The organism is Thalassobacillus devorans, from assembly GCF_011761345.1.
Classification (GTDB): Bacteria; Bacillota; Bacilli; order Bacillales; family Halobacillaceae; genus Thalassobacillus; species Thalassobacillus devorans.
The window spans coordinates 439,958-460,175 of sequence record NZ_JAASRY010000002.1 but is presented as its reverse complement, the minus strand read 5'-3'; the positions used below and the strand labels follow the sequence as shown (position 1 = coordinate 460,175).

Here is a 20,218-nt window from a genome sequence, read left to right as displayed (position 1 = left end):
TCCCCTGATTCCTTATTTTTCAGAAATATTTTCTAACGGCTGTGCATTACCATAGACATGCTTTGGAGTTCCCTGGTTATAAGCCCACTTCACACCGTTTTGAATGACTTTTTGAACTTCTTCATTATGGTAAGTCGGATAGGTTTCATGACCTGGACGGAAATAGAAAATCTTTCCGCGTCCACGACGGAATGTTGCCCCACTTCGGAAAACTTCTCCGCCTTCGAACCAGCTGACAAACAGAAGCTCGTCCGGTGCCGGGATATCAAAATGTTCTCCATACATCTCTTCTTTTTCCAACTCAATATACTGGCCTAACCCTTCTGTGATCGGGTGACTCGGATCGACGACCCATAACCTTTCTTTTTCATCAGCTTCACGCCATTTCAAATCACATGTTGTCCCCATCAGCTTTTTGAAAACTTTAGAAAAGTGAGCAGAATGAAGGACGACAAGTCCCATTCCATCCAGAACACGCTGCTTCACTTTTTCTGCGATTTCGTCATTCACTTCATCATGAGCTTTGTGGCCCCACCATAACAAAACGTCGGTCTCGGCTAACACGTCTTCGGTCAGTCCATGCTCTTCTTCGTCCAAAGTCGCTGTTTTCACCTGATGGCCTTCTCCCTCCAGGAATCCGGCAATCGCCCCATGGATGCCGTTTGGATAGATATCAGAAACTACCTCGTTCTCCTTTTCATGACGAAACTCATTCCAAACTAAAATATTCATTGACCTCTCTCCTTTACTTACTAAGATGAAATTTTATTTCTTACTTCCTGGTCATGCAGGAATCCCGCTCCACAATCACCGTTGGTACGATGACACTCTTTTTGAACATCTTGTCGCTTCCAAGCTGAGCCACAAGGCAATCCGCAGATTCATATCCAAGCTGATAGGGTTGAGTATCCACTGTTGTCAGTGGCGGATTGGCCAATCGGGAGATAATCGTATTATTGAAACTGATCACACTCATCTCTTCCGGAATTCGAATTCCTTGTTCCTGAAGCGCCAGCATAACAGTTAGCGCGTTAAAATCATCGGTAACTATCAATGCTGTAGGCGGTTCATCAACGCTAAGTAATTCTCCTACAGCTTTTTTAGCATCACCACTGTTAAGCTGGATATTTTTATAAAACCTATCGGGAATATCGATACCGTAGGCAGCCACAGCTTGTTGGAATCCAGTTAATCGGGCGGTCGTAACCTCAAAATGAGTATCCCCCCCAATATAGCCAATCTTTTCATGACCGAGATTAATCAAAAATTCTGCTACTTCTTTACTTGCCTGCACATTATCATTGTCCACGTATATAATATCTTTGGCATCTGCAGTAGGTTTCCCGATCATGACAAATGGAAAATTACGTTCGCGCAAATATGGGACTACTTGATCGTCTTCCTTGGAATAAAGAACGATCACTCCGTCCACACGTTTTCCTTGAACCATCTTGATGACATCGCGATAAATCGCATCTTCCGAATCACCTGTTGTAATATTGATACTATAATCATGTTTATGACAGGAAGCGCTAATTCCTCGCAGCACATCGGAAAAGAATGGATTGTCGAATGAATGGCTGGATGAACCCTTCATCACGACTCCAATCGTCTGAGTCGATTGCTGTACAAGCATCCGTCCACTGAAATTCAAATGATAGCCCATTTCCTCCATGACCTTCCGTACTTTCCGTTTCGTCTTCTCACTGATCCTCGGGCTGTCGGTAAGGACGCGTGATACCGTGGATGGCGCCACATTCGCCTGTTTCGCTACATCTTTGATTGTAACTGACACCTTCGATCCACTCCTGTCTATTATTTTACCGCGCCCTCAGACACCCCATTGATAATCTGCTTTTGAGCGAAAAAGTATCCAATGATGACTGGAATGATGGCAATCGTCAGACCAGCCAGAGCCAAATGCCACTGTTTTGTATACTGACCAAAGAAATAGAACATTTTCAAAGGTATCGTTGCATTTGCTTCGCTTAATACAAGAGACGGAAGCAAGTAGTCATTCCAAATCCAAATGACATTCAGTATCCCGACTGTCACCGAGATAGGTTTCAACAATGGGAAGATGATTTTCCAGAATAACTGGAAGCGATTTGCTCCATCAATGATTGCTGCTTCATCCAATGATCTCGATACACCGGTCATGGCACCATGGTATAAGAAAATAGACAAGCTGCACCCGAATCCTAAATACATAAAAATCAACCCAGCGGCATTAAGCATATCTGCCTGCCCAAAAATTGAAATCAACGGAATCATTACTGATTGGAATGGGATCAGCATAGCTGCCACAAACACAAAGAATAAGAAGCCGCTGAACTTACTTTTATTTCTTGCCAGCGCATAGCCAGCCATTGATGAAAAAATGATAATGATTCCTACACTGAGTCCAGTGATCATCACGGAATTGAACAAAGATTTTAAGAAACTGAGATCAATGAACGCCTGGATGAAGTTATCGAATTCCCAGGTTTCAGGAAGGCCAAGTACTCCGCTGAAAATATCCCGTTTCGTTTTAAAGGCATTGACGATCATAAGGTAAAACGGTGCGATCCACAAAAGTCCCAGAAGGAGACCGAGAATTTCGATTGAGAATAAGCTTTTCTTTTCCTTGTTTTTCATTACATCTCAACCTCTCGTTTCTTATTGTAGTAAACCTGTGTCAGCGCGACGACGGCAACAATCAAGAAGAAAATGACCGCTTTTGCCTGGGCATATGACATTTGGTTATCGGAAAAGGCAGTCCGGACAATCTCCATCGCAACCATCTGCGTAGAATTAAAAGGCCCACCATTAGTCAGTGATAAGTTCTGATCATAAATTTTGAAAGATGTCGATAACGTCAGGAACATACTGATTGTGAAAGCAGGTGCCACAAGCGGGAAAGTGATATTTTTAAAGCGTTGAAAGCTACTGGCACCATCGATTTTAGCTGCTTCAATCAACTCTTTCGGAATATTCTCCAAGTAGGCGATATAAATGATCATAATGTAGCCTGCCATTTGCCATGACGTCAGGATGACCAATCCCCAAAAACCTGTTTCGGTAGTTGACAGCCAGCCTTTCATCCCTTCAACGCCAAGCAGATCGCCAACATCGCCAAACACACTGATAAAAATAAACTGCCAAATAAACCCTAAAATCAGACCGCCTATAAGATTTGGCATGAAGAAGACAGTTCGAAGCAAGTTATTCGTTTTAATATTACGGGTAACAATCAATGCCAAAGCCAGGCCAAAAAAGTTCAACAATAACACGGAAGCTACCGCAAACTTTATCGTAAACCAGATCGAATTCATAAACTCTTTTTCCTGGAACAGATTTATGTAATGTTCCAACCCGATAAACTGTGTCGCTCTTAAACCATTCCAATCGGTAAATGAATAAAACAGACCATAAATGAATGGAATGACGACAACAATTCCTAATGCCAGGATTACAGGGGTAAGGAATAGCCAAAAAGCCGGACTGCGATTTTGCATGTGTATCTCCTCCAATAACTGAGCACGATAACCACTATTGCTATCGCTCGTGGTTTGTTGCTTCTGGTGCAGAACGGATGAATAAATGAAAACATCTCAACTATCAGGGAAATCGGTATCTGACCGATACCTGACAGAAGAGACATTTTCCAAATTTGCCCAAAAACGAACAACCTTTATGACAGCATGATTATTTAATTACTGACGCGATTTTTCCCAATCATTACGGGCATTCTCTTCTACTTCTTCCCAAGTGATATCCCCGCTTAAATACTGCTGCATATTGACCGCCAGGCTTCCTTCTGTCCAGTTGGTTGGCGCGCCAAGGAAGACCCATCCTAATGTATTGCCTTCCGCTGCATATTCATAGATATCTTTGGAAATTGGATCAGCGATTTCCTGATCTTCATACCCTTCGTATGCCGGAATGAACTTGAACTCTTCTGTTACAAACTTTTTACCTTCCTCGGAAGTATACATCCAGTCCAGGAAGTCCTTACTTGCCTGGACTACTTCTTCTTCTGACTCTTTATTAACAGACCAGTACATTGGAACACCTACAGGAAGGCTGCCTTCATATCCTTCAACAGGAATTGGCATGATGCCTACATTATTCTCTGCCATTTCTGGATCCATCTCCTGAATAGTGTTATACACCCAGTTACCTTGCTGAATCATAGCGACTTCTCCAAGAGAGAACAATTCTTCAACCTGTTGAGAATAGTCCAGGCTCAATGTAGGTTGTACAGAATATTCGTTCTGAAGGTCTAAGAAACGTTTCATTTGATCTCCCATCGCAAATTCAACGCTGTCGGCATTATAAGCTTCCATAACATCGTGGTTGAATTCATCTGCTAAGAATGCATTTGCTAAATGGTTTCCGATAACCCATGTTTCTTTAGCAGGTAAAGCGAATGGAGCCTGAATACCCAACTCATCTTTTTTACTTTCCAATAATTCTGTTGCTTTCACTAAATCCTCATGTGTCTTAATCTCAGCTGGGTCGATGCCTGCTTCTTCAAAGATTTGTTTATTATAAAGAATACCGTAGCCTTCCTGGTTGAATGGCAAACCAAGTGTTTCTCCATCTTTATCGACACTTGTCAGCGTGCCGTCAAGCGCTGCATTAGCAGCATCGGTATCAGAGAGATCTGCCAGGTAGTCTTCATATTGCTCCAAGTCGGAAGGTCCGCCAATGTTAAAAATGTCCGGTTCTTCACCGGAAGAAAACGACGTTTTCAACGAGGAGCCATAATCATTACCTCCCCCGACTGTTTTGACATTAATGTTTACCCCAGGGTTTTCTTCTTCGTATTTATCTGTCAGCTCTTCAAATTGGTTTTTGAATTCTACTTTAAATTGGAAGATGTCGATGGTTACCTGATCACCCGAATTTTCCTCTGAATTCGAACTTGAACTGGAATCTTCACCAAAAGAACAGCCCGCCAACGCAATACTGGATGCCAATAAAGCAGAAGCTACTCCGTAAAACTTTTTCTTCTTCATACTAGACACTCCTTTTAGGATGGTTTGATTGTATGCGCTTCCACGTATCCACAAAAAAATCAACGAATCAGCAGATTAATAGAAACACTTTCTCCAAGTACTTATAGCGAAAGCCTAAGTGTTTCTTATACATTAATCTTTTAACAAAGTTAAACTTTCATAAGTACTAGAAAAAATAGTGCATACGTTTGCATTTTGGTATGTAAAAAATGCAAATCATTAAAAAGACGCTCAATAAATCCATAAAATATGCATTGCGCAATTTTTGTGAATACGTTTGCATAAAATCATTAAACAAATAATATCACGCATAAAATAGAAAAACAATAGTAATTTTCAGATAAATTGTCGAATGCCCTTGAATAGGTAAGCAGATAAAGAATCAAAACACCCCGGAGCCCTCCAAAATCTGGATGGCTCCGGGGTACAATCAAAGCAATAGAGAAACTCCAGCGAGTCCTTTTCAGGATTACTGGAGTTTTTTCTATAGTTTTACTGGAGACGTGGGTCTGCCAGCAGGCGATCCATTTCTTCCATATGGTGTGTTTCATCGGCAATCATGTCGTCAAGCTTTACGACCAGTTCCGTAAGACCCAGATCTTCTGCTTGTTCTTTGCGGATTTCATAACGTTTGATTGTATCTTCTTCCGCTTTACGGGCTTCTTCCAGCATTTCTTTCACGTTTTCCAGCTGCTTCACTTCTGCAGGCTTCGTGGTCGGTGTTCCACCTAATGTTTTGATTTTTTCGGACAAGTACAGCGCATGTCCCTGCTCGTCACCAATTTCTCCTTCGAAAAACGGCTTCAGTACTGAATAGTACAAACCATCTACCGTAGCTGCATTGTACGTGTACATGATTGAGGCTGCATATTCATGAGCCAGGTCTTCATTCAAACCATCGATTAGTTCTTTCATTTTTGCATCCATTAAACAACATCCTTTCTTAAGTAGTTGGTTCGTTCATTCCATTATACCTATCCCCGTATCTCCCTGTTCTTAAACCTTTCTCTATCTATGTACCATTGTAGAGAAATATAAAACATCAAGAAGTGAGAAACATCACAGTTAGTTAGCAACTCTCCAACTTTATTCTTAACTAAAATACAGATCAAATACATGAAAATCTAATTGGTCACCCCAAGTCCTCCAGATCCAGATATTGGATAACTCGGGGTTGTTTACATTTTTTGATTCTAATTGCTAATTCTATTACGTATTAATTACATAATTATTAAATTATTCCCACATTAATCGAAACCTTTTTACGTGCAATAATTTTTATGGTAGTTTATAAAAGGGGAAAAAGCGACCCAGCTTCATGCATGGTCCTTTTATAAAAAAATACCCTCGGGAGACTGGTCTTACCCACTATCCATTCCCAACCCGCAACCACAAACAATTGAATATCATCACTTAACACAGGAGGGAACAAAACTATGAAACTGACAACAAAGATTCTCATAGGTCTTCTTCTCGGTGCTGCTGTAGGTCTATTTCTGCATTTTTCCGCACCAGATTTGTTCACTACATTAGATACCTATATCTTCAGTCCGCTCGGTACCATCTTCCTTAACCTCATCAAGATGCTCGTCGTACCGATTGTATTCTTTTCCATTACACTTGGTGTAGCCTCACTAGGTGATCCGAAAAAGCTTGGTCGTATCGGTGGTAAAACGATCGCCTTTTTCCTTGCTACGACGACAGTTGCCATTACAATTGCTATCGCCCTGGCGTACATTTTCCAGCCTGGCAGCGGCAATTTTAATACGGCTGGGGCCGAGTACGAAAGCCAGGAAGCACCAACTGTAATTGAAACATTTACCAATATTATTCCTACTAACCCGATTCAGGCGATGACCGAAGCCAACATGCTTCAAATTATTGCATTTTCGATCTTTATCGGATTTGCGTTGGCTATGCTTGGTAAAAAGACTGAAAGTGTCATGAGAGTCATTGAACAAGGTAATGAAATTATGATGTTTTTAGTAAACGTCATCATGAAGTTCGCGCCTTATGGTGCATTCGGTCTACTTGCATCTGCAATTGGAACGATGGGATTGGACGGTGCAAAGGCAATGGCTGCCTATATGCTCGTCGTCATTGTGGTATTATTTATCCATCTATTCGCTGTTTATGGTTCAGCCGTTTCTTTCTTAGGCAAAATGAATCCGATATTCTTTTTCAAAAAGTTCTTCCCGGCAGCAACAGTGGCATTCAGTACATCGAGTTCCAGTGCCACCTTGCCGATTTCCATGAAAACAGCACAGGAAGAATTGAAAGTCCCTAAGCCTGTCAGTAGTTTCGTACAGCCACTTGGAGCTACAATCAACATGGATGGAACAGCAATTATGCAAGGGGTTGCAACCATTTTTATTGCTCAAGTCTATGCAACCGACCTGGCATTCAGTCAGCTGGTTATGGTCGTAGTTGTTGCCGTACTTGCAAGCATTGGTACTGCCGGTGTTCCAGGGGTTGGATTGATCATGCTGGCAATGGTGCTTAATCAGGTAGCACTGCCTGTTGAAGGTATCGCGTTAATCCTCGGTATCGACCGTCTCCTTGACATGTTGCGTACCGCAGTCAACGTCTATGGAGATGCTGCATGCGCAGTAGTCGTTGCAGAGTCCGAGAAAAAACATGGAATACCTGAACAGCCTGCGGCTGAAGAAATTTCATAGTACATTTAAAGGAACAGGCAATTCGCCTGTTCCTTTTTTATGCTTTAATAACTCCCATAATTACTTAAAATAATTTTAGACGGGCGTTAAGTCAGTATGTTATTGAGACAAGAACGGTATAAGGTATATAGCTTGCAATTAAGACAGCATAATCCAGCCCAAACTTATATATGTTTACATCCACACATATAGAAAACCCTCTTGCTTTTTCGACAAAAGTTTAAGACACTATTATTAGTCTGAATTTTTCTTCTAATCCGAATAATGAACCTGATTCTTCATTATTCGGATTAAAAGGGTACAAATTTTTTTGTAAACGATTACATATTAGAGGAGGAGTTTTATGTTAACAGGAGTTACTTCTTTTTTCGACCGCCTGGTACAGCGCTATCTGCCAGACGCATTCTTATTTGCCATCATACTTACACTGGTTGTATTTTTACTGGGAATCGGGATAACAGGAAGTTCACCTGGAGAAATGGTGCAATACTGGGGCGATGGTTTTTGGGACCTTCTGGCTTTTGCGATGCAAATGTCACTCATTGTCGTTACAGGTTACATATTAGCCAATACGCCCGTTGTAAAATCAATTTTAGCTAAAATAAGCAGGCTGGCCGACTCGCCCGGCAAAGCGGTCGTGCTGGTCACCTTCGTGACCGCAATTGCCTGCCTGATTAATTACGGCTTCGGACTTGTGGTCGGTGCCTTGCTTGCTGTTCATGTTGCTAAGCGGGTACCTAATGTCGACTACCGACTTTTGATGGCCAGCGCCTATGGAGGTTTTCTTTTATGGCATGGCGGCTTGTCAGGGTCGATTCCCCTTACCATTGCCACAGATGACCATTTTTTAGTCGACAGTATCGGAAGCATCCCAGTTACAGAAACACTGTTCAGCGGATTGAATATCACGATAGTACTTATATTGCTGGTGTCATTGCCACTATTGAACTTGTGGTTACTGAAAACTAACGGGGATTTAAGTAAAAACAACCTGGACTTTTTAGAAACCGAGTCAGCAGAAGAAGAGCTGGCCGCAACTACAGCCAATGAAATGACACCGGCAGAACGTCTGGAAAACAGCATGATCATTTCTTTATTGATTGGAATTTTAGGGTTAGCTTTCATCGTATATCATTTTATTCAAAACGGACTGGACTTGAACATTAATATTGTTAACTTCACCTTCTTGTTTCTCGGCATTATTTTTCATAAGACACCGAGAAGGTTTTTGAACAGTGTTACCGATGGCGTTAAAAATGCAGGCGGAATCATCATCCAGTTTCCTTTCTATGCAGGAATCATGGGGATGATGGTCGCTTCCGGCTTATCCGAACAAATGTCGATGTGGTTCGTAAGTATTTCCAGTGAACTCACGTTCCCGTTATTCGCATTCCTAAGTGCAGGAATCGTCAACTTCTTTGTTCCTTCAGGAGGCGGACAGTGGGCCGTTCAGGCTCCAATCATGATACCTGCTTCCCTGGACCTTGGCATCGATACAGCAAAAACAGCAATGGCTGTCGCCTGGGGAGACGCCTGGACGAACATGATCCAGCCATTCTGGGCATTGCCGTTGCTTGCGATTGCAGGGCTAAAAGTAAAAGACATCATGGGTTTTTGTGTCATCATCCTGTTTTGGAGCGCCATACCCATTTCCTTAGCATTGCTATTCATTTAAACAAAAAAGACCGTCACTCTTTGGAAGGGCTCCAAAGTGACGGTCTTTCGTAGTATATAGTATAAATGCTGTTGACTTCGAATGGTTTAGTTCTGCAAACGATACCCTTCAAGATTAGCAACAATTTGTTTAATCATTTCCTCTGACGATTGAATTTCCTTTGTTTCCGTCTTTTGAATCAAGTTTTGCAGCATTTCCGTCAGTTTCCGCTGTTCTTCCAACTACTATCCCTCCTAATCTATCAAACTTCCGTTTTGTCAATAATAAGAATATACCATAGATTAGGAAAGATTGCTGTAGTTTTTTGTAAATATTTGTTTCTTCTTTGGAAAATACACCCCGTAGTCCTCCCAAATCTAGAAATCTGGGGTATCATTTTGTAGCTTCTTTATAGAAGTCATAACAATCAGGGCATAGTTCTTTCCAATATGTCCTGCCGTCTGTAACTGTAACAACCTCTGCCATATCCACGGATTCACGGCATCTCCAGCAATTCGTATGATAGTCATCCATCAGTTCCCGGAGTTCTTCCTCACGTATTTCATCTTTCAAATCTTCATCCATCCCTATCTCTCCTTTACATCATTTTATGGTTTCATCTTACTCTCTGGATATCTGGTTGGCGAAACATGATAATAATGTTTCTCTCAGACTATTTCATCAGATAATTGATTTTTAGAGAGACGAAAAGATTAAAATTATCATTCCTTATATAGAAAAATATAAATCTTCGACATTTTTCTATATAATGATTAACTACAGGAGGGATAAAGATGACGACACGAACGAATGTCATATTAGATTGCGATCCAGGACATGATGATGCTATCTCTATCATCCTGGCTAATTCCAGTGATAAGATCTATATCGAAGCGATTACCACTGTTGCAGGTAATGTAGAAGTTGAAAAAACGACTCTGAACGCCCAGCGCATATGTGATCTTTTACAGTTAAAGAACATACCAATTGCCATGGGGGCAGAACGGCCATTAGTAAAACAAAGTGAAATTGCGAAAGAAATCCACGGAGACAGTGGACTGGACGGCCCCCAGTTTCCTGACGAACCTGTTAAGAAAGTAGAAAATATCCATGCAGCTGATTTAATTATAGAAAAAGTATTACATTCCGATAAACCTATCACACTAGTGCCGACAGGACCACTTACCAATATAGCTCTTGCTATGATTAAGGAACCAAAGATTGTTACGAACATAAAAGAAATTGTCCTTATGGGCGGGGGTACATTCGGCAACTGGACACCTGCAGCAGAGTTTAATATCTATGTCGATGCGGAAGCAGCCAAGGTCGTATTCGAGAGTGGCGTTCCGATCACCATGTTCGGTCTCGATATCACCCACCAGGCACAGGCAACCGACAGCATCATTGAAGATTTAGCCACCATTAAAAACCCTGTCGCAGAAACTGTCGTTGAGCTGCTTAACTATTTCAAACATACATACCAGGAGTACTTCGGATTTGAAGGTGCTCCTATTCATGATGCATGCACTATCGCTTATCTAATTGAGCCATCGATTTTCGAATTCAAACATGTAAATGTGGCGATAGAGACAAAAGGGGAATATGCATACGGAATGACATGCGTGGATTTGCTTTGTGTTACCGGCCAAGATCCTAATGTCCATTTCGCACACGTGATAGATCAGAATAAATTCTGGAACTTATTAAAACGAAGTTTATCTTCCTATTAATATATCGCAGGAGCTATGCTTCTGTGATATTTTGTTGAACGCACAACACCCCGGGTCCCTCCAAATTCTGGAGGACCCGGGGTGTTTTTAACTTTTTATATTATTGATTTACGTCGACAATGCGTCCTTCTACTTCAGGAGCAACTTTTTCCAGAGATGTAACATGATCAATGAACATTTCATAATCGATGAACCCTGGTTCACTGACGCGGTTTTCTTCAAAAGCTTGAGCGAATACATCATAGCCGTCGCCGCCTTTTGCCGTGAATGCGTTGGTTGCAACATAGTAGTTTTCGTCTTCGCTCAACGGTACATAAGAACCGTCTTCCTGTTCAACTTCTACATTGACCACTCGCTCGCCTTCCGGCTGGCTGCTGTCATATTCAAATTGCATACCGGCAACATGAAGGAACGCACCGTTAGCATTCGGAGCCTGACTGACGCTGTGTTCCAGTGCTTCCAGAATCTCTGCACCAGTCAGGTTCATGATGGCCAGTGAGTTTCCAAACGGCATCGTCGTCAATACTTCACCGACCGTGATATCCCCTTCGTCAATGGAGGCTCGTATACCACCGCCGTTAGTTACTGCAATTGCTGTTTCCGGATTAACGGATTTTGCTTTTGCAAGCATGCCATTTGCAATTAAGTTACCAAGGTTTGTCTCTTGTGTACGGACAAAATCACGTTCCCCGTTCAAGTAAACCTCAGCTTCAGCGCCGATCGATTCATTTTTCACAGCTTCTACCTGTTCTGCATATGGGGCAAGCATTTCTTTTACTTCTAGATTTTCTTCCAAATCACCGATGTCGACTAATTCTCCTTCATAGCTTACCACTTTTCCTTGTTTGTCAAAGGTAACATCAAGAGTACCGAGGTTGTTATTATATTCACCAGTCTGAACAATAACAGTTGGTTCTTCGCCTGCTTCTACAAAACGCGGCTCAGTCAATTCACTGTGCGTATGACCGCCGACAATGATATCGATGCCGTCTACTGTTTCAGCCAGAGTAAGATCGTTATCATAGTCAGCATTATCATCGAGACCAAGATGTGTCAGTGCAATAATTTTGTTAACACCTTTTTCTTCAAAAGCATCGATTATTTTTTCTGATTCTTCGATGTAATCTTCAAAGGTAACATCTTCTGGACTGGAAATATCCACTGTCTCTTCTGTGGTCAATCCGAAGATACCAACTTTTTCACCTTCCACCCGCTTGATAATACCACCATAGATATTTCCATCTTCGGCCTTATGGGTAATGACGTCTTCATAGAACATACCTTCGAACAAAGCATCGTTAGAGAAGTCAACATTTGCTGCGACAAACGGGAATTCGGCATTCTCTACAAAATCAGCTAACGTCTGGTGGCCTTCTTCATTAGAACCTAAATCGAACTCATGGTTACCGAAAGCCATCGCATCATAACCAAAGTAGTTCATGAACTCCAGGTCTGCCTGTCCCAGAAATTCATTAAAATACAAAGTTCCAGAGAATACATCACCTGCACTCAGCAATAAAGATTCAGGATTTTCACTGCGGTAGCCCTCAATAGCTGTGGCAGTCTTAGCGATATCGTCAAGGTTTCCGTGTGTATCGTTCGTATGCATTAAGTTTAATTCATATTCTTTGTCTTTACCTGGCTTTTTGCGTTTCCCTTTTCCAGGATGATCGTTATGACCTTTACCAGTCTTTTCACCAACTGTCTTCTTCGGATGGATTTGAGCGACAAGTGGGTCATGGTCGCTGGCACGTCCATGTTCTTCAGAAAAGTCTGCATTGATATTAACGATATCCGCTTTTGTGCGGTGCGCCAGGTTGTTGCTTACCAGAATATGGTCCAATACTTGGGAATTACCCTGGTAGATATAACTATAGCGTTCCTCTTCAGGAAGCTCTTCGACCATGTTGGTCAGGACGTCACCTTTTAATGTTTGTACTGGAGCTGAAAATTCAAAGTCATTCAAGTCACCCAGCACTACAACGTTAGCATCTGGATCTTCGTCGATAAGATTTTCTACAAAACCATTAATAACCTCTGCCTGCTGCAAGCGCTGCTCTTCACTTCCGAGTACAACTGGATGCTCCGAACCAAATAGTGCCCCATCGCCACCTTTGGAGTTCAAATGGTTGGCAATTATCGTAACTTTTTCACCGTTAAATTCAAACTCACCTACAAGCGATTTACGAGAACTTTCGAACGCGTCGTTTGTCGGATCGATGCGTCCAGGGTTTAGCGTCAAACCATTATCGTCAACCGCTACTGCTGATGTAGCATCGCCGGCTGGCTTGTCTGTCATAGACACACGGTCAGGGTTATAAAGGAAACCAACACGGATATTCCCGCCTGGCTGACCGCCATCTTCTTTGTCTTCTGGTGCAATATCAGAATACTCGTAGCTTGGACCGCCAGCCGCTTCAATTGCCTCTATCAAAGCTTGATAACTTTCAGAAGCATCTACAGTACCATCGTCAGTGGGACCATTGTTATCCTGCATTTCAACAAGTCCGATGATGTCAGGTGCGTTCATGTTTTCTACCATTTGTTCTGCAATCCGCGCCACTTTTTCCGGATCCGTACCTGCATGGAAATTCTCCACATTGTAGCTTGCTACCGTCAATTTTGGTTTCAAGCCTTTAAGTTCTGTGCTATCCGGCTCTGTGCCGCCGTCCTGGATTTCAGGGAAATCACCAGTCGGACGAATTTTGAAGTTGCTGAAGTCATAGCTGACCACGCCTGTGATTGATTCTTCAAAATAATCACCCGTTTTCGCACTGATATCGATGCCATCAACATCTACCAGCATGCGTTCTGGATTATAATCTTCCGGAGAAATCAACAGTCCGCCTGCTTCTGTGCGAAGTTGATCTTCACTTGTTTCCACTACTACTGGAAGCTCATCGTATTTGATTGGGCCAGTTGCTGTGGCATCGTTCAACTGGATCAGCATGCCTTCCATGCTTTCATAAAAATCAAGGCTATCTGTTTCCGGGTCGAAAGAAGTCATCGCATCGTCTTCAATCACTTCGGTTGGCTGAATGCGATCTTCACCGATTACGACCGGATCAGGAACTTCCACACCAGATTCTACTACGGACACCTCGGAGCCCGTGATTTGCGTTGTCAGTAAATCTTTCGCATCGGAATAACCATCTTCACGCCATTCTTTTACCTGACCATCTACTGCAACCAGGTTACCAACTTCTACACCATGGCTGCGCTTATAAACATAAATACCTTCGGATGTAGCAATATCATCATCCGGGTTCACGCTTTGCATGTAAAAACCGTTGTTGCCATTCACTTTTGTCACTACGCCTTCCACACCGGAAACCGCACTGCCTTCATAAGGGGAGGTGTGGCCGGCACCCTGGATATCGTGGATTTCCACTTCATCCGCAGGCTTCAAAATCGTGTAGTCAAAAGTAGCGACTTCACTTGTTTCGCCGTTGTCACGAGCAGCAACCGCTTTAATTGTCGTATCTTCTGTGATTTCAATTGCTCCGCCATACAGCTCACTATCAGTAGTTGGCTCAGAACCATCGATAGTATAATAGATTTCTGCGCCTTCTTCGTAAGTCTTCAATTCTACTTTTGTACCTTCAAAAACCTGGCCAGAAGCAGGGCTCGCTTTTACAGAGAAAACAACATCGATGACGTCGTCTTCAGAACGGGGAACTAGTTTGTATTCTCCAAAGTTGTAGTCTACAACACCCTCAATAACTTCGTAACTTTCCCCAACTTCTACTAAACTTTCATCGTTAGGAGCGATTGTAAAGCTACCATTTTCATCGACAGCTGTGTAGTTACCATTACTGCCTACATCAGTGATCTCCACGTTTTTTGTAGAAACTAATTCACCTTCAATCGTCTCCCCATTTTCCGCTGAGAAGTCATCGGATGTTACAGATTGCGCCTCAGGTACTCCAAGACCTTCATTTACAATTTCTACGGTTGATGAAGATGCAAGAATTTGCTGCATGCCGTAGTAAGAAGAAAATTCACCTTGAGCTTCTACTTCATCACCCGGCTGTACATTCAGACCTGGTGCACGGACAATGATTCCTGCTGTTTCATCTTGTATGTAAAGGTTCGTCTGTCCGCCTGCTTCAAAGGCTGCAGTCGCCACACCCTGTACTTTTACATCGGTTCCTTCTTCAGCCTGACGTGCTTCTTCAATGGTTTGAAGTTCTACTGGCTCCGTTTCTGGCACATCATAGAAACCAAGGTAGTCAAAAGTATCACGTGGATATGCATCCCATTCTGCGCTTGCGTCAAAAGCATTACTCGGATCAGTGTCTCCGCTTGTCACATCGTCACTGCGGACAAGTGTTACGTCTTTTGCATATTCGGCATCGTTGCCAACCTGCCCAAATGAGTCCACAACGTCTTCCTGTTTTTTCAGGACAAGAGCGTCATTGCCATTAAACCCAGTGACACTATTGATCACATCTGCTTTAGCTTTTAGTTCTTCGCCAGCCTGGCTGTTCACGATAACTAACACTTCGCCACTGGCTAATGTTCCTTCAGGAGTAAACGTGGATTGGGTGTAATCATTACCATTGGAGTACAATTCCAACGTATACTCTGATAAATCTATTTCACTGCCTGTACCGTTGTAGAGTTCAAGAGCTTTATTATTACTGCTCCCCTCTACGTATTCAGAAATTATCAAATCATCCATGTGCTCATCCGCATGTACCGGTTCGACCGGTGCTACGAACCCGAGCAGCAATACAGCAATCAAACTCAATGCCTGAATCCGATTACTTACGACCTTTTTCATCTGCATACCCTCCATTAGTGATTTATGGTCATACGCCTAACGATTCCAGTATAAAGAAAATCTTACAAAATGAGTATATATATGACAATATCCTGTGAAAACGGTTCCTTGATACTAGGACGATGAAATCAAACAACTATACCTTAATGAAGCATTTAGCCCATTAACTGCTTACTATTTTTTACAGAGTAACCCAACTAAAAACCCCGATTCTCCACTGCATGAAGAACCGGGGTTGGTTTAATTATATGTAGTGAGCCTTTGACTTACTGATAACGATATTTTACCTATAACCAATCTTTAAGTATTATTTTCATCCTTTTACTCTCTTTGAAGTAAAAAGCATTATCATTAAACAAGTTTCTCCATCGCAGGAAAAGTTTTCCGATAAATGCTCCAGGTGTTCATTTTTGCAAATTAATACATTAACAACCCTTTCACTGTGAAACCCCTTTCAAAGCGAATTTCAAGCGGTTATAATAAGAACCATAAGATGATCATCTTGAACATCTGTTACAATTTGCAAATTTAAAAGGAATAATCCTAACCCGGGAGGATTAACCGATGGTATTGGATGAACGAAGAGCATCGATATTGAAACTGTTCTATGAAACAGAATCCCCGATTACTACCAGCAGCTTGGAAAAGAAGCTGGGTGTATCACAACGTACGATTTATTACGATATCCAGCAAATTAATAATTGGCTGGAGCAACAGGGGATCGAAAGCATTAAGAGGAAGCACGGTGCTGGTTTCTTTCTTACAGAAGAAGCTCGTACGAAGCTTCCTCATCAGGCACAATGGTCTAATGAATGGGGCTATCAGTATTCTCAGGAAGAGCGGAGAATACTCCTAATGATTTATCTGCTAACAGCAAAACGCCCTTCCTCGATGAAAATGTTCATTGAACTGGTGAATGCAAGCAGAGGAACGATCGTTAAGGACCTAAAACAAATCAAGCAGCATTTTGAAAAACATTCTATCCAATTAGACTATCAGCCTAACAAAGGTTATATGATAACTGGACAAGAGACCGCGAAACGCCAGATCCTATCTGATTTAGTAGCAGAAGTATATGTGAAACAGGAAGCTGAGGTGCTGAAAGAGCAGGTACATCACTTACTTCTTTCCCATGGTGAATCTGCTGATCAGGATACTGAATTGCAGGAACGCATCAAAAATCATCTCTATGAAATGGAAGAGTTGCTGCACCTGACTTTCACGGAAGAAACCGTCGAATTACTGTCGATTCAAATTCTGATCACATTAAAGCGGCTCGATACCGCTCCTTCGCTGAAGGTGGATCAAGAAGAAAAAGAAGTATTGCGAACCACCAAGGCTTTTCAAGTTGCGAAGGAAATTATCGAGAAACTGCACGCGAAAGATAATAGCAGCATTCCTGAAGATGAAATTTGTTTCATCGCCATGAACATTCTAGGCGCCAAAGTACACCGAGATGATTTTTCAAGTGATAGTGAGAAGGAGCTCGAGGGTCTTCGAAATGTAGTGAAACGCATGATCAACGATTTCCAGGCGCATGCCTGTATTATTTTCGACGACCGGGAAGGGCTGGAGGATAACCTCATCGCCCATATCAAACCCACCTATTACCGTTTGAAATATGGAGTGAAAATAGCAAATGAGCTGGCAGAGTCTATCCAGGAAAATTACAGTGAACTAATCCATCTGACAAGAAAAGTGATGATACACCTGGAATATTTTGTGGGAGTTGAAATCCCTGATGAAGAGATCGCCTATATCGCGCTTCATTTTGGCGGATGGTTGAAACGAGAGAAAAAGCAGGTTCCTGCTGACTATCAAGCGATCATCGTTTGTGAAAACGGTATCGGCACTTCTAATATGCTGAAATCACAATTAGAAAACTTGCTCTCAGGGATAAAAATCACGCAAACATTCTCCATGAGAGAATTCGAGGCACAAAAAGATGAATTGGATGTCGATATCATTTTTTCAACGAATTTCATAAAGGAAAAAGATGTTCCAGTCATCCACGTCCCTGCCATTCTCTCCAATACAGACAAAGAATATGTCATGCAAGAGTTGAACAAGCACCTTTCTTATCAAGGGAAACAAAAAAATGAAGCCGAAAAACTGATCGCTATCATCGAGCGTCATGCCACCATCCACGATCGCGACCGGCTTCTGCAAGATTTAGAAGGGTATGCACCAAAGAATTCAAGTGCTGGAAAGGAGCGTCATTCTCCCGTGTTACAGGAACTATTGACCTCAGATACGATACAGTTTAAAGAAAAAGCCGCCGATTGGATGCAAGCCATAAAAATAGCTGCCCAACCGCTGGTAGATAAAAATTTCATTCATGCCAGCTACGTGGATGCCATGATTGAAAATGTAAATGAATTTGGCCCATATATTGTCATAGCCCCCAAAATCGCTATCCCTCACGCACGTCCTGAAGCGGGAGTCGGACGATTAGGAATGAGCTTACTCAAGCTGGAAGAGCCGGTAGGTTTTTCTGAACAAGAAAAACATCAGGCGAACCTTGTCATTGTATTAGCAGCTATTGATAATGAAACACATTTGAAGGCTTTATCCCAGCTGACAACCATGCTGTCAGAGGATGGAAACATCGACAAAATTTTAAATTCCCAAGATAAAAATGAAATAACAAATTTAATAGAAACTTACTCACACTAAGGAGGAACTAAAAATGAAAAAAGTATTAGTGGTATGTGGAAACGGATTAGGAAGCAGTATGATCGTTGAAATGAACGTAAAAAGCATTTTGCAGGAGCTAGGAAAAGAAGCAGAAGTATCACATACGGACCTTTCAAGTGCAAAATCTGAGCCAGCGGACCTTTACCTGGGTTCAGAAGATATCGTCGGAAGCCTCGAGGATGGACAAAAGAATGTCGTCAAATTGCAAAATTTAATGGATAAAAATGAACTACGTGAAGCACTAACCAACAACCTGTAAAACAACATGAATTAACATTTTGAGGAGGGAATTAACAAATGGTCGATTTAATTATGGTTGATATATTAGGTACCCCTTCCATTCTGGTCGGTCTATTCGCCCTGATCGGACTGCTTATACAGAGAAAAAACATTGCAGACATCGTATCAGGAACATTAAAGACCGTGATGGGTTTTGTCATCCTCGGTGCCGGCGCTAACGTACTCGTCGGCTCCCTGGAACAATTCAGCAGCATGTTCGACGAAGCCTTCAGTGTCGGAGGAGTAATTCCTAATAACGAAGCTATTGTAGCACTGGCCCAGGAAAGCTTTGGAACAGAAACAGCGATGATCATGCTATTTGGTATGGTAGTAAATATCGTATTAGCCCGTTTGACCCCATTTAAATATATCTTCCTGACTGGACACCATACGATGTTCATGGCTTGTATGATTGCGGTCATCTTAGTCACTGGCGGTATTACCGGACCAACGATGATCATTGTCGGATCTATCATTCTTGGTGCATTGATGGTATTGTCACCGGCTATGCTCCAGCCTTTCACCCGGAAGATCACAGGATCTGATGATTTTGCTGTCGGACACTTCGGTTCATTCGGTTACTTCGTTTCAGCAGCTGTTGGTAAAGCCGTCGGTAAAGGATCACGTTCTACAGAAGAAATCAAAGTTCCTAAATCACTTGGATTCTTACGCGATACTTCGGTATCCGTTTCATTGACAATGGTTATTCTCTTCTTTGTCGTAGCAGGAGCTGCCGGTCCAGCATTCATTGAAGCAGAACTAAGCGGCGGACAGAACTTTCTAGTATTCGCCCTTATTCAAGGTATCACTTTTGCAGCCGGTGTCTACATCATCCTTGCTGGTGTCCGTATGTTACTGGCTGAAATTGTCCCGGCATTTAAAGGGATTGCAGATAAAGTTGTACCAAACGCGAAACCGGCGCTCGATTGTCCAGCCGTCTTCCCATTTGCAAGTAACGCAGTGATTATCGGATTCTTAACCAGCTTTATCGCAGGACTTGCCTCGATGTTCTTATTGCCGGTCTTCGGCTTGAAAGTAATCGTTCCAGGTCTTGTCCCACACTTCTTCACCGGGGCAGCAGCTGGTGTCTTCGGGAATGCTACCGGCGGCCGTCGCGGAGCGATATTTGGTTCAGCGGCAAACGGTGTCCTGATCAGCTTCCTGCCAGCTCTGCTGTTACCAGTACTCGGAACACTCGGATTCGAAGGAACCACATTTGGAGACTCTGACTTCGGTGTAGTTGGAATTGTACTTGGAAACCTGATTAATTTCATCCAATCTAATGTATTCTTTATCCTGGCCACATTTGTCATTCTAGCCATCCTCTTTCTTCTTGGCTGGAAAAACAAACACACGATCGATGGCTCAGACAAAGCAGCATAACTAAAACG

The 20,218-nt window shown here is 42.4% G+C and carries 15 protein-coding genes; 6 read left to right on the top strand and 9 right to left on the bottom strand.

Features of this window, described 5'->3' with window-relative positions:
- Window positions 1-12: 12 nt before the first annotated feature.
- The 6 genes from FHS45_RS09405 to FHS45_RS09380 form a co-directional block, all read right to left on the bottom strand.
- Entirely contained in the window at window positions 13-732 is a 720-nt protein-coding gene (locus FHS45_RS09405; RefSeq protein ID WP_062441556.1) for a ThuA domain-containing protein, read from the bottom strand.
- Window positions 733-772: 40 nt separating this feature from the next.
- Entirely contained in the window at window positions 773-1,795 is a 1,023-nt protein-coding gene (locus FHS45_RS09400; RefSeq protein WP_062441559.1) for a LacI family DNA-binding transcriptional regulator, read from the bottom strand.
- A gap of 20 nt (window positions 1,796-1,815) precedes the next feature.
- Window positions 1,816-2,637 carry a carbohydrate ABC transporter permease gene (locus FHS45_RS09395; protein ID WP_062441563.1) on the bottom strand — a complete coding sequence of 274 codons (822 nt, stop codon included), beginning with the start codon at window positions 2,635-2,637 and terminating at the stop codon, window positions 1,816-1,818.
- Window positions 2,637-3,497 carry a carbohydrate ABC transporter permease gene (locus tag FHS45_RS09390; protein WP_062441566.1) on the bottom strand — a complete coding sequence of 287 codons (861 nt, stop codon included), beginning with the start codon at window positions 3,495-3,497 and terminating at the stop codon, window positions 2,637-2,639. The genes FHS45_RS09395 and FHS45_RS09390 overlap by 1 nt, the downstream gene beginning before the upstream one ends.
- Window positions 3,498-3,695: 198 nt before the next feature.
- Window positions 3,696-5,003, bottom strand: a complete 1,308-nt coding sequence (locus tag FHS45_RS09385; RefSeq protein WP_062441568.1) for an ABC transporter substrate-binding protein — start codon at window positions 5,001-5,003, stop codon at window positions 3,696-3,698.
- A 492-nt stretch (window positions 5,004-5,495) separates the two neighbouring features.
- Entirely contained in the window at window positions 5,496-5,930 is a 435-nt protein-coding gene (locus FHS45_RS09380) for a ferritin-like domain-containing protein (RefSeq protein WP_062441570.1), read from the bottom strand.
- A 509-nt stretch (window positions 5,931-6,439) separates the two neighbouring features.
- Between FHS45_RS09380 and FHS45_RS09375 the strand changes: the two genes are divergently transcribed.
- Together FHS45_RS09375 and FHS45_RS09370 are read left to right on the top strand one after the other, a co-directional pair.
- On the top strand, window positions 6,440-7,681 hold the full coding sequence (locus FHS45_RS09375; protein ID WP_062441572.1) for a dicarboxylate/amino acid:cation symporter: 1,242 nt from the start codon (window positions 6,440-6,442) through the stop codon (window positions 7,679-7,681).
- 343 nt (window positions 7,682-8,024) lie between these two features.
- Window positions 8,025-9,356 carry a short-chain fatty acid transporter gene (locus FHS45_RS09370; RefSeq protein ID WP_062441574.1) on the top strand — a complete coding sequence of 444 codons (1,332 nt, stop codon included), beginning with the start codon at window positions 8,025-8,027 and terminating at the stop codon, window positions 9,354-9,356.
- 86 nt (window positions 9,357-9,442) lie between these two features.
- On the opposite strand, the gene FHS45_RS20340 is transcribed toward FHS45_RS09370, so the two are convergent.
- Entirely contained in the window at window positions 9,443-9,577 is a 135-nt protein-coding gene (locus FHS45_RS20340; protein WP_258953961.1) for a hypothetical protein, read from the bottom strand.
- Window positions 9,578-9,728: 151 nt separating this feature from the next.
- Window positions 9,729-9,920 carry a hypothetical protein gene (locus tag FHS45_RS09365; RefSeq protein ID WP_062441577.1) on the bottom strand — a complete coding sequence of 64 codons (192 nt, stop codon included), beginning with the start codon at window positions 9,918-9,920 and terminating at the stop codon, window positions 9,729-9,731.
- 209 nt (window positions 9,921-10,129) lie between these two features.
- Between FHS45_RS09365 and FHS45_RS09360 the strand changes: the two genes are divergently transcribed.
- Window positions 10,130-11,065, top strand: coding sequence for a nucleoside hydrolase (locus FHS45_RS09360; protein ID WP_062441580.1), 936 nt, complete (start codon window positions 10,130-10,132; stop codon window positions 11,063-11,065).
- 100 nt (window positions 11,066-11,165) lie between these two features.
- Here FHS45_RS09360 and FHS45_RS09350 read toward each other — a convergent pair whose 3' ends face one another.
- The gene (locus FHS45_RS09350) at window positions 11,166-15,851 is read right to left on the bottom strand and encodes a 5'-nucleotidase C-terminal domain-containing protein (protein ID WP_062441583.1); all 4,686 of its coding nucleotides are present in this window, start codon (window positions 15,849-15,851) and stop codon (window positions 11,166-11,168) included.
- 564 nt (window positions 15,852-16,415) lie between these two features.
- Between FHS45_RS09350 and FHS45_RS09345 the strand changes: the two genes are divergently transcribed.
- The 3 genes from FHS45_RS09345 to FHS45_RS09335 are packed head-to-tail and all read left to right on the top strand — an operon-like array spanning window position 16,416 to window position 20,210.
- Window positions 16,416-18,527 carry a BglG family transcription antiterminator gene (locus FHS45_RS09345; RefSeq protein WP_062441586.1) on the top strand — a complete coding sequence of 704 codons (2,112 nt, stop codon included), beginning with the start codon at window positions 16,416-16,418 and terminating at the stop codon, window positions 18,525-18,527.
- Window positions 18,528-18,540: 13 nt separating this feature from the next.
- Window positions 18,541-18,807, top strand: a complete 267-nt coding sequence (locus FHS45_RS09340; protein WP_062441590.1) for a PTS sugar transporter subunit IIB — start codon at window positions 18,541-18,543, stop codon at window positions 18,805-18,807.
- Window positions 18,808-18,845: 38 nt separating this feature from the next.
- Window positions 18,846-20,210: a PTS ascorbate transporter subunit IIC gene (locus FHS45_RS09335; protein ID WP_062441593.1), complete on the top strand. Its 1,365-nt coding sequence runs from the start codon at window positions 18,846-18,848 to the stop codon at window positions 20,208-20,210.
- Window positions 20,211-20,218: the final 8 nt, after the last annotated feature.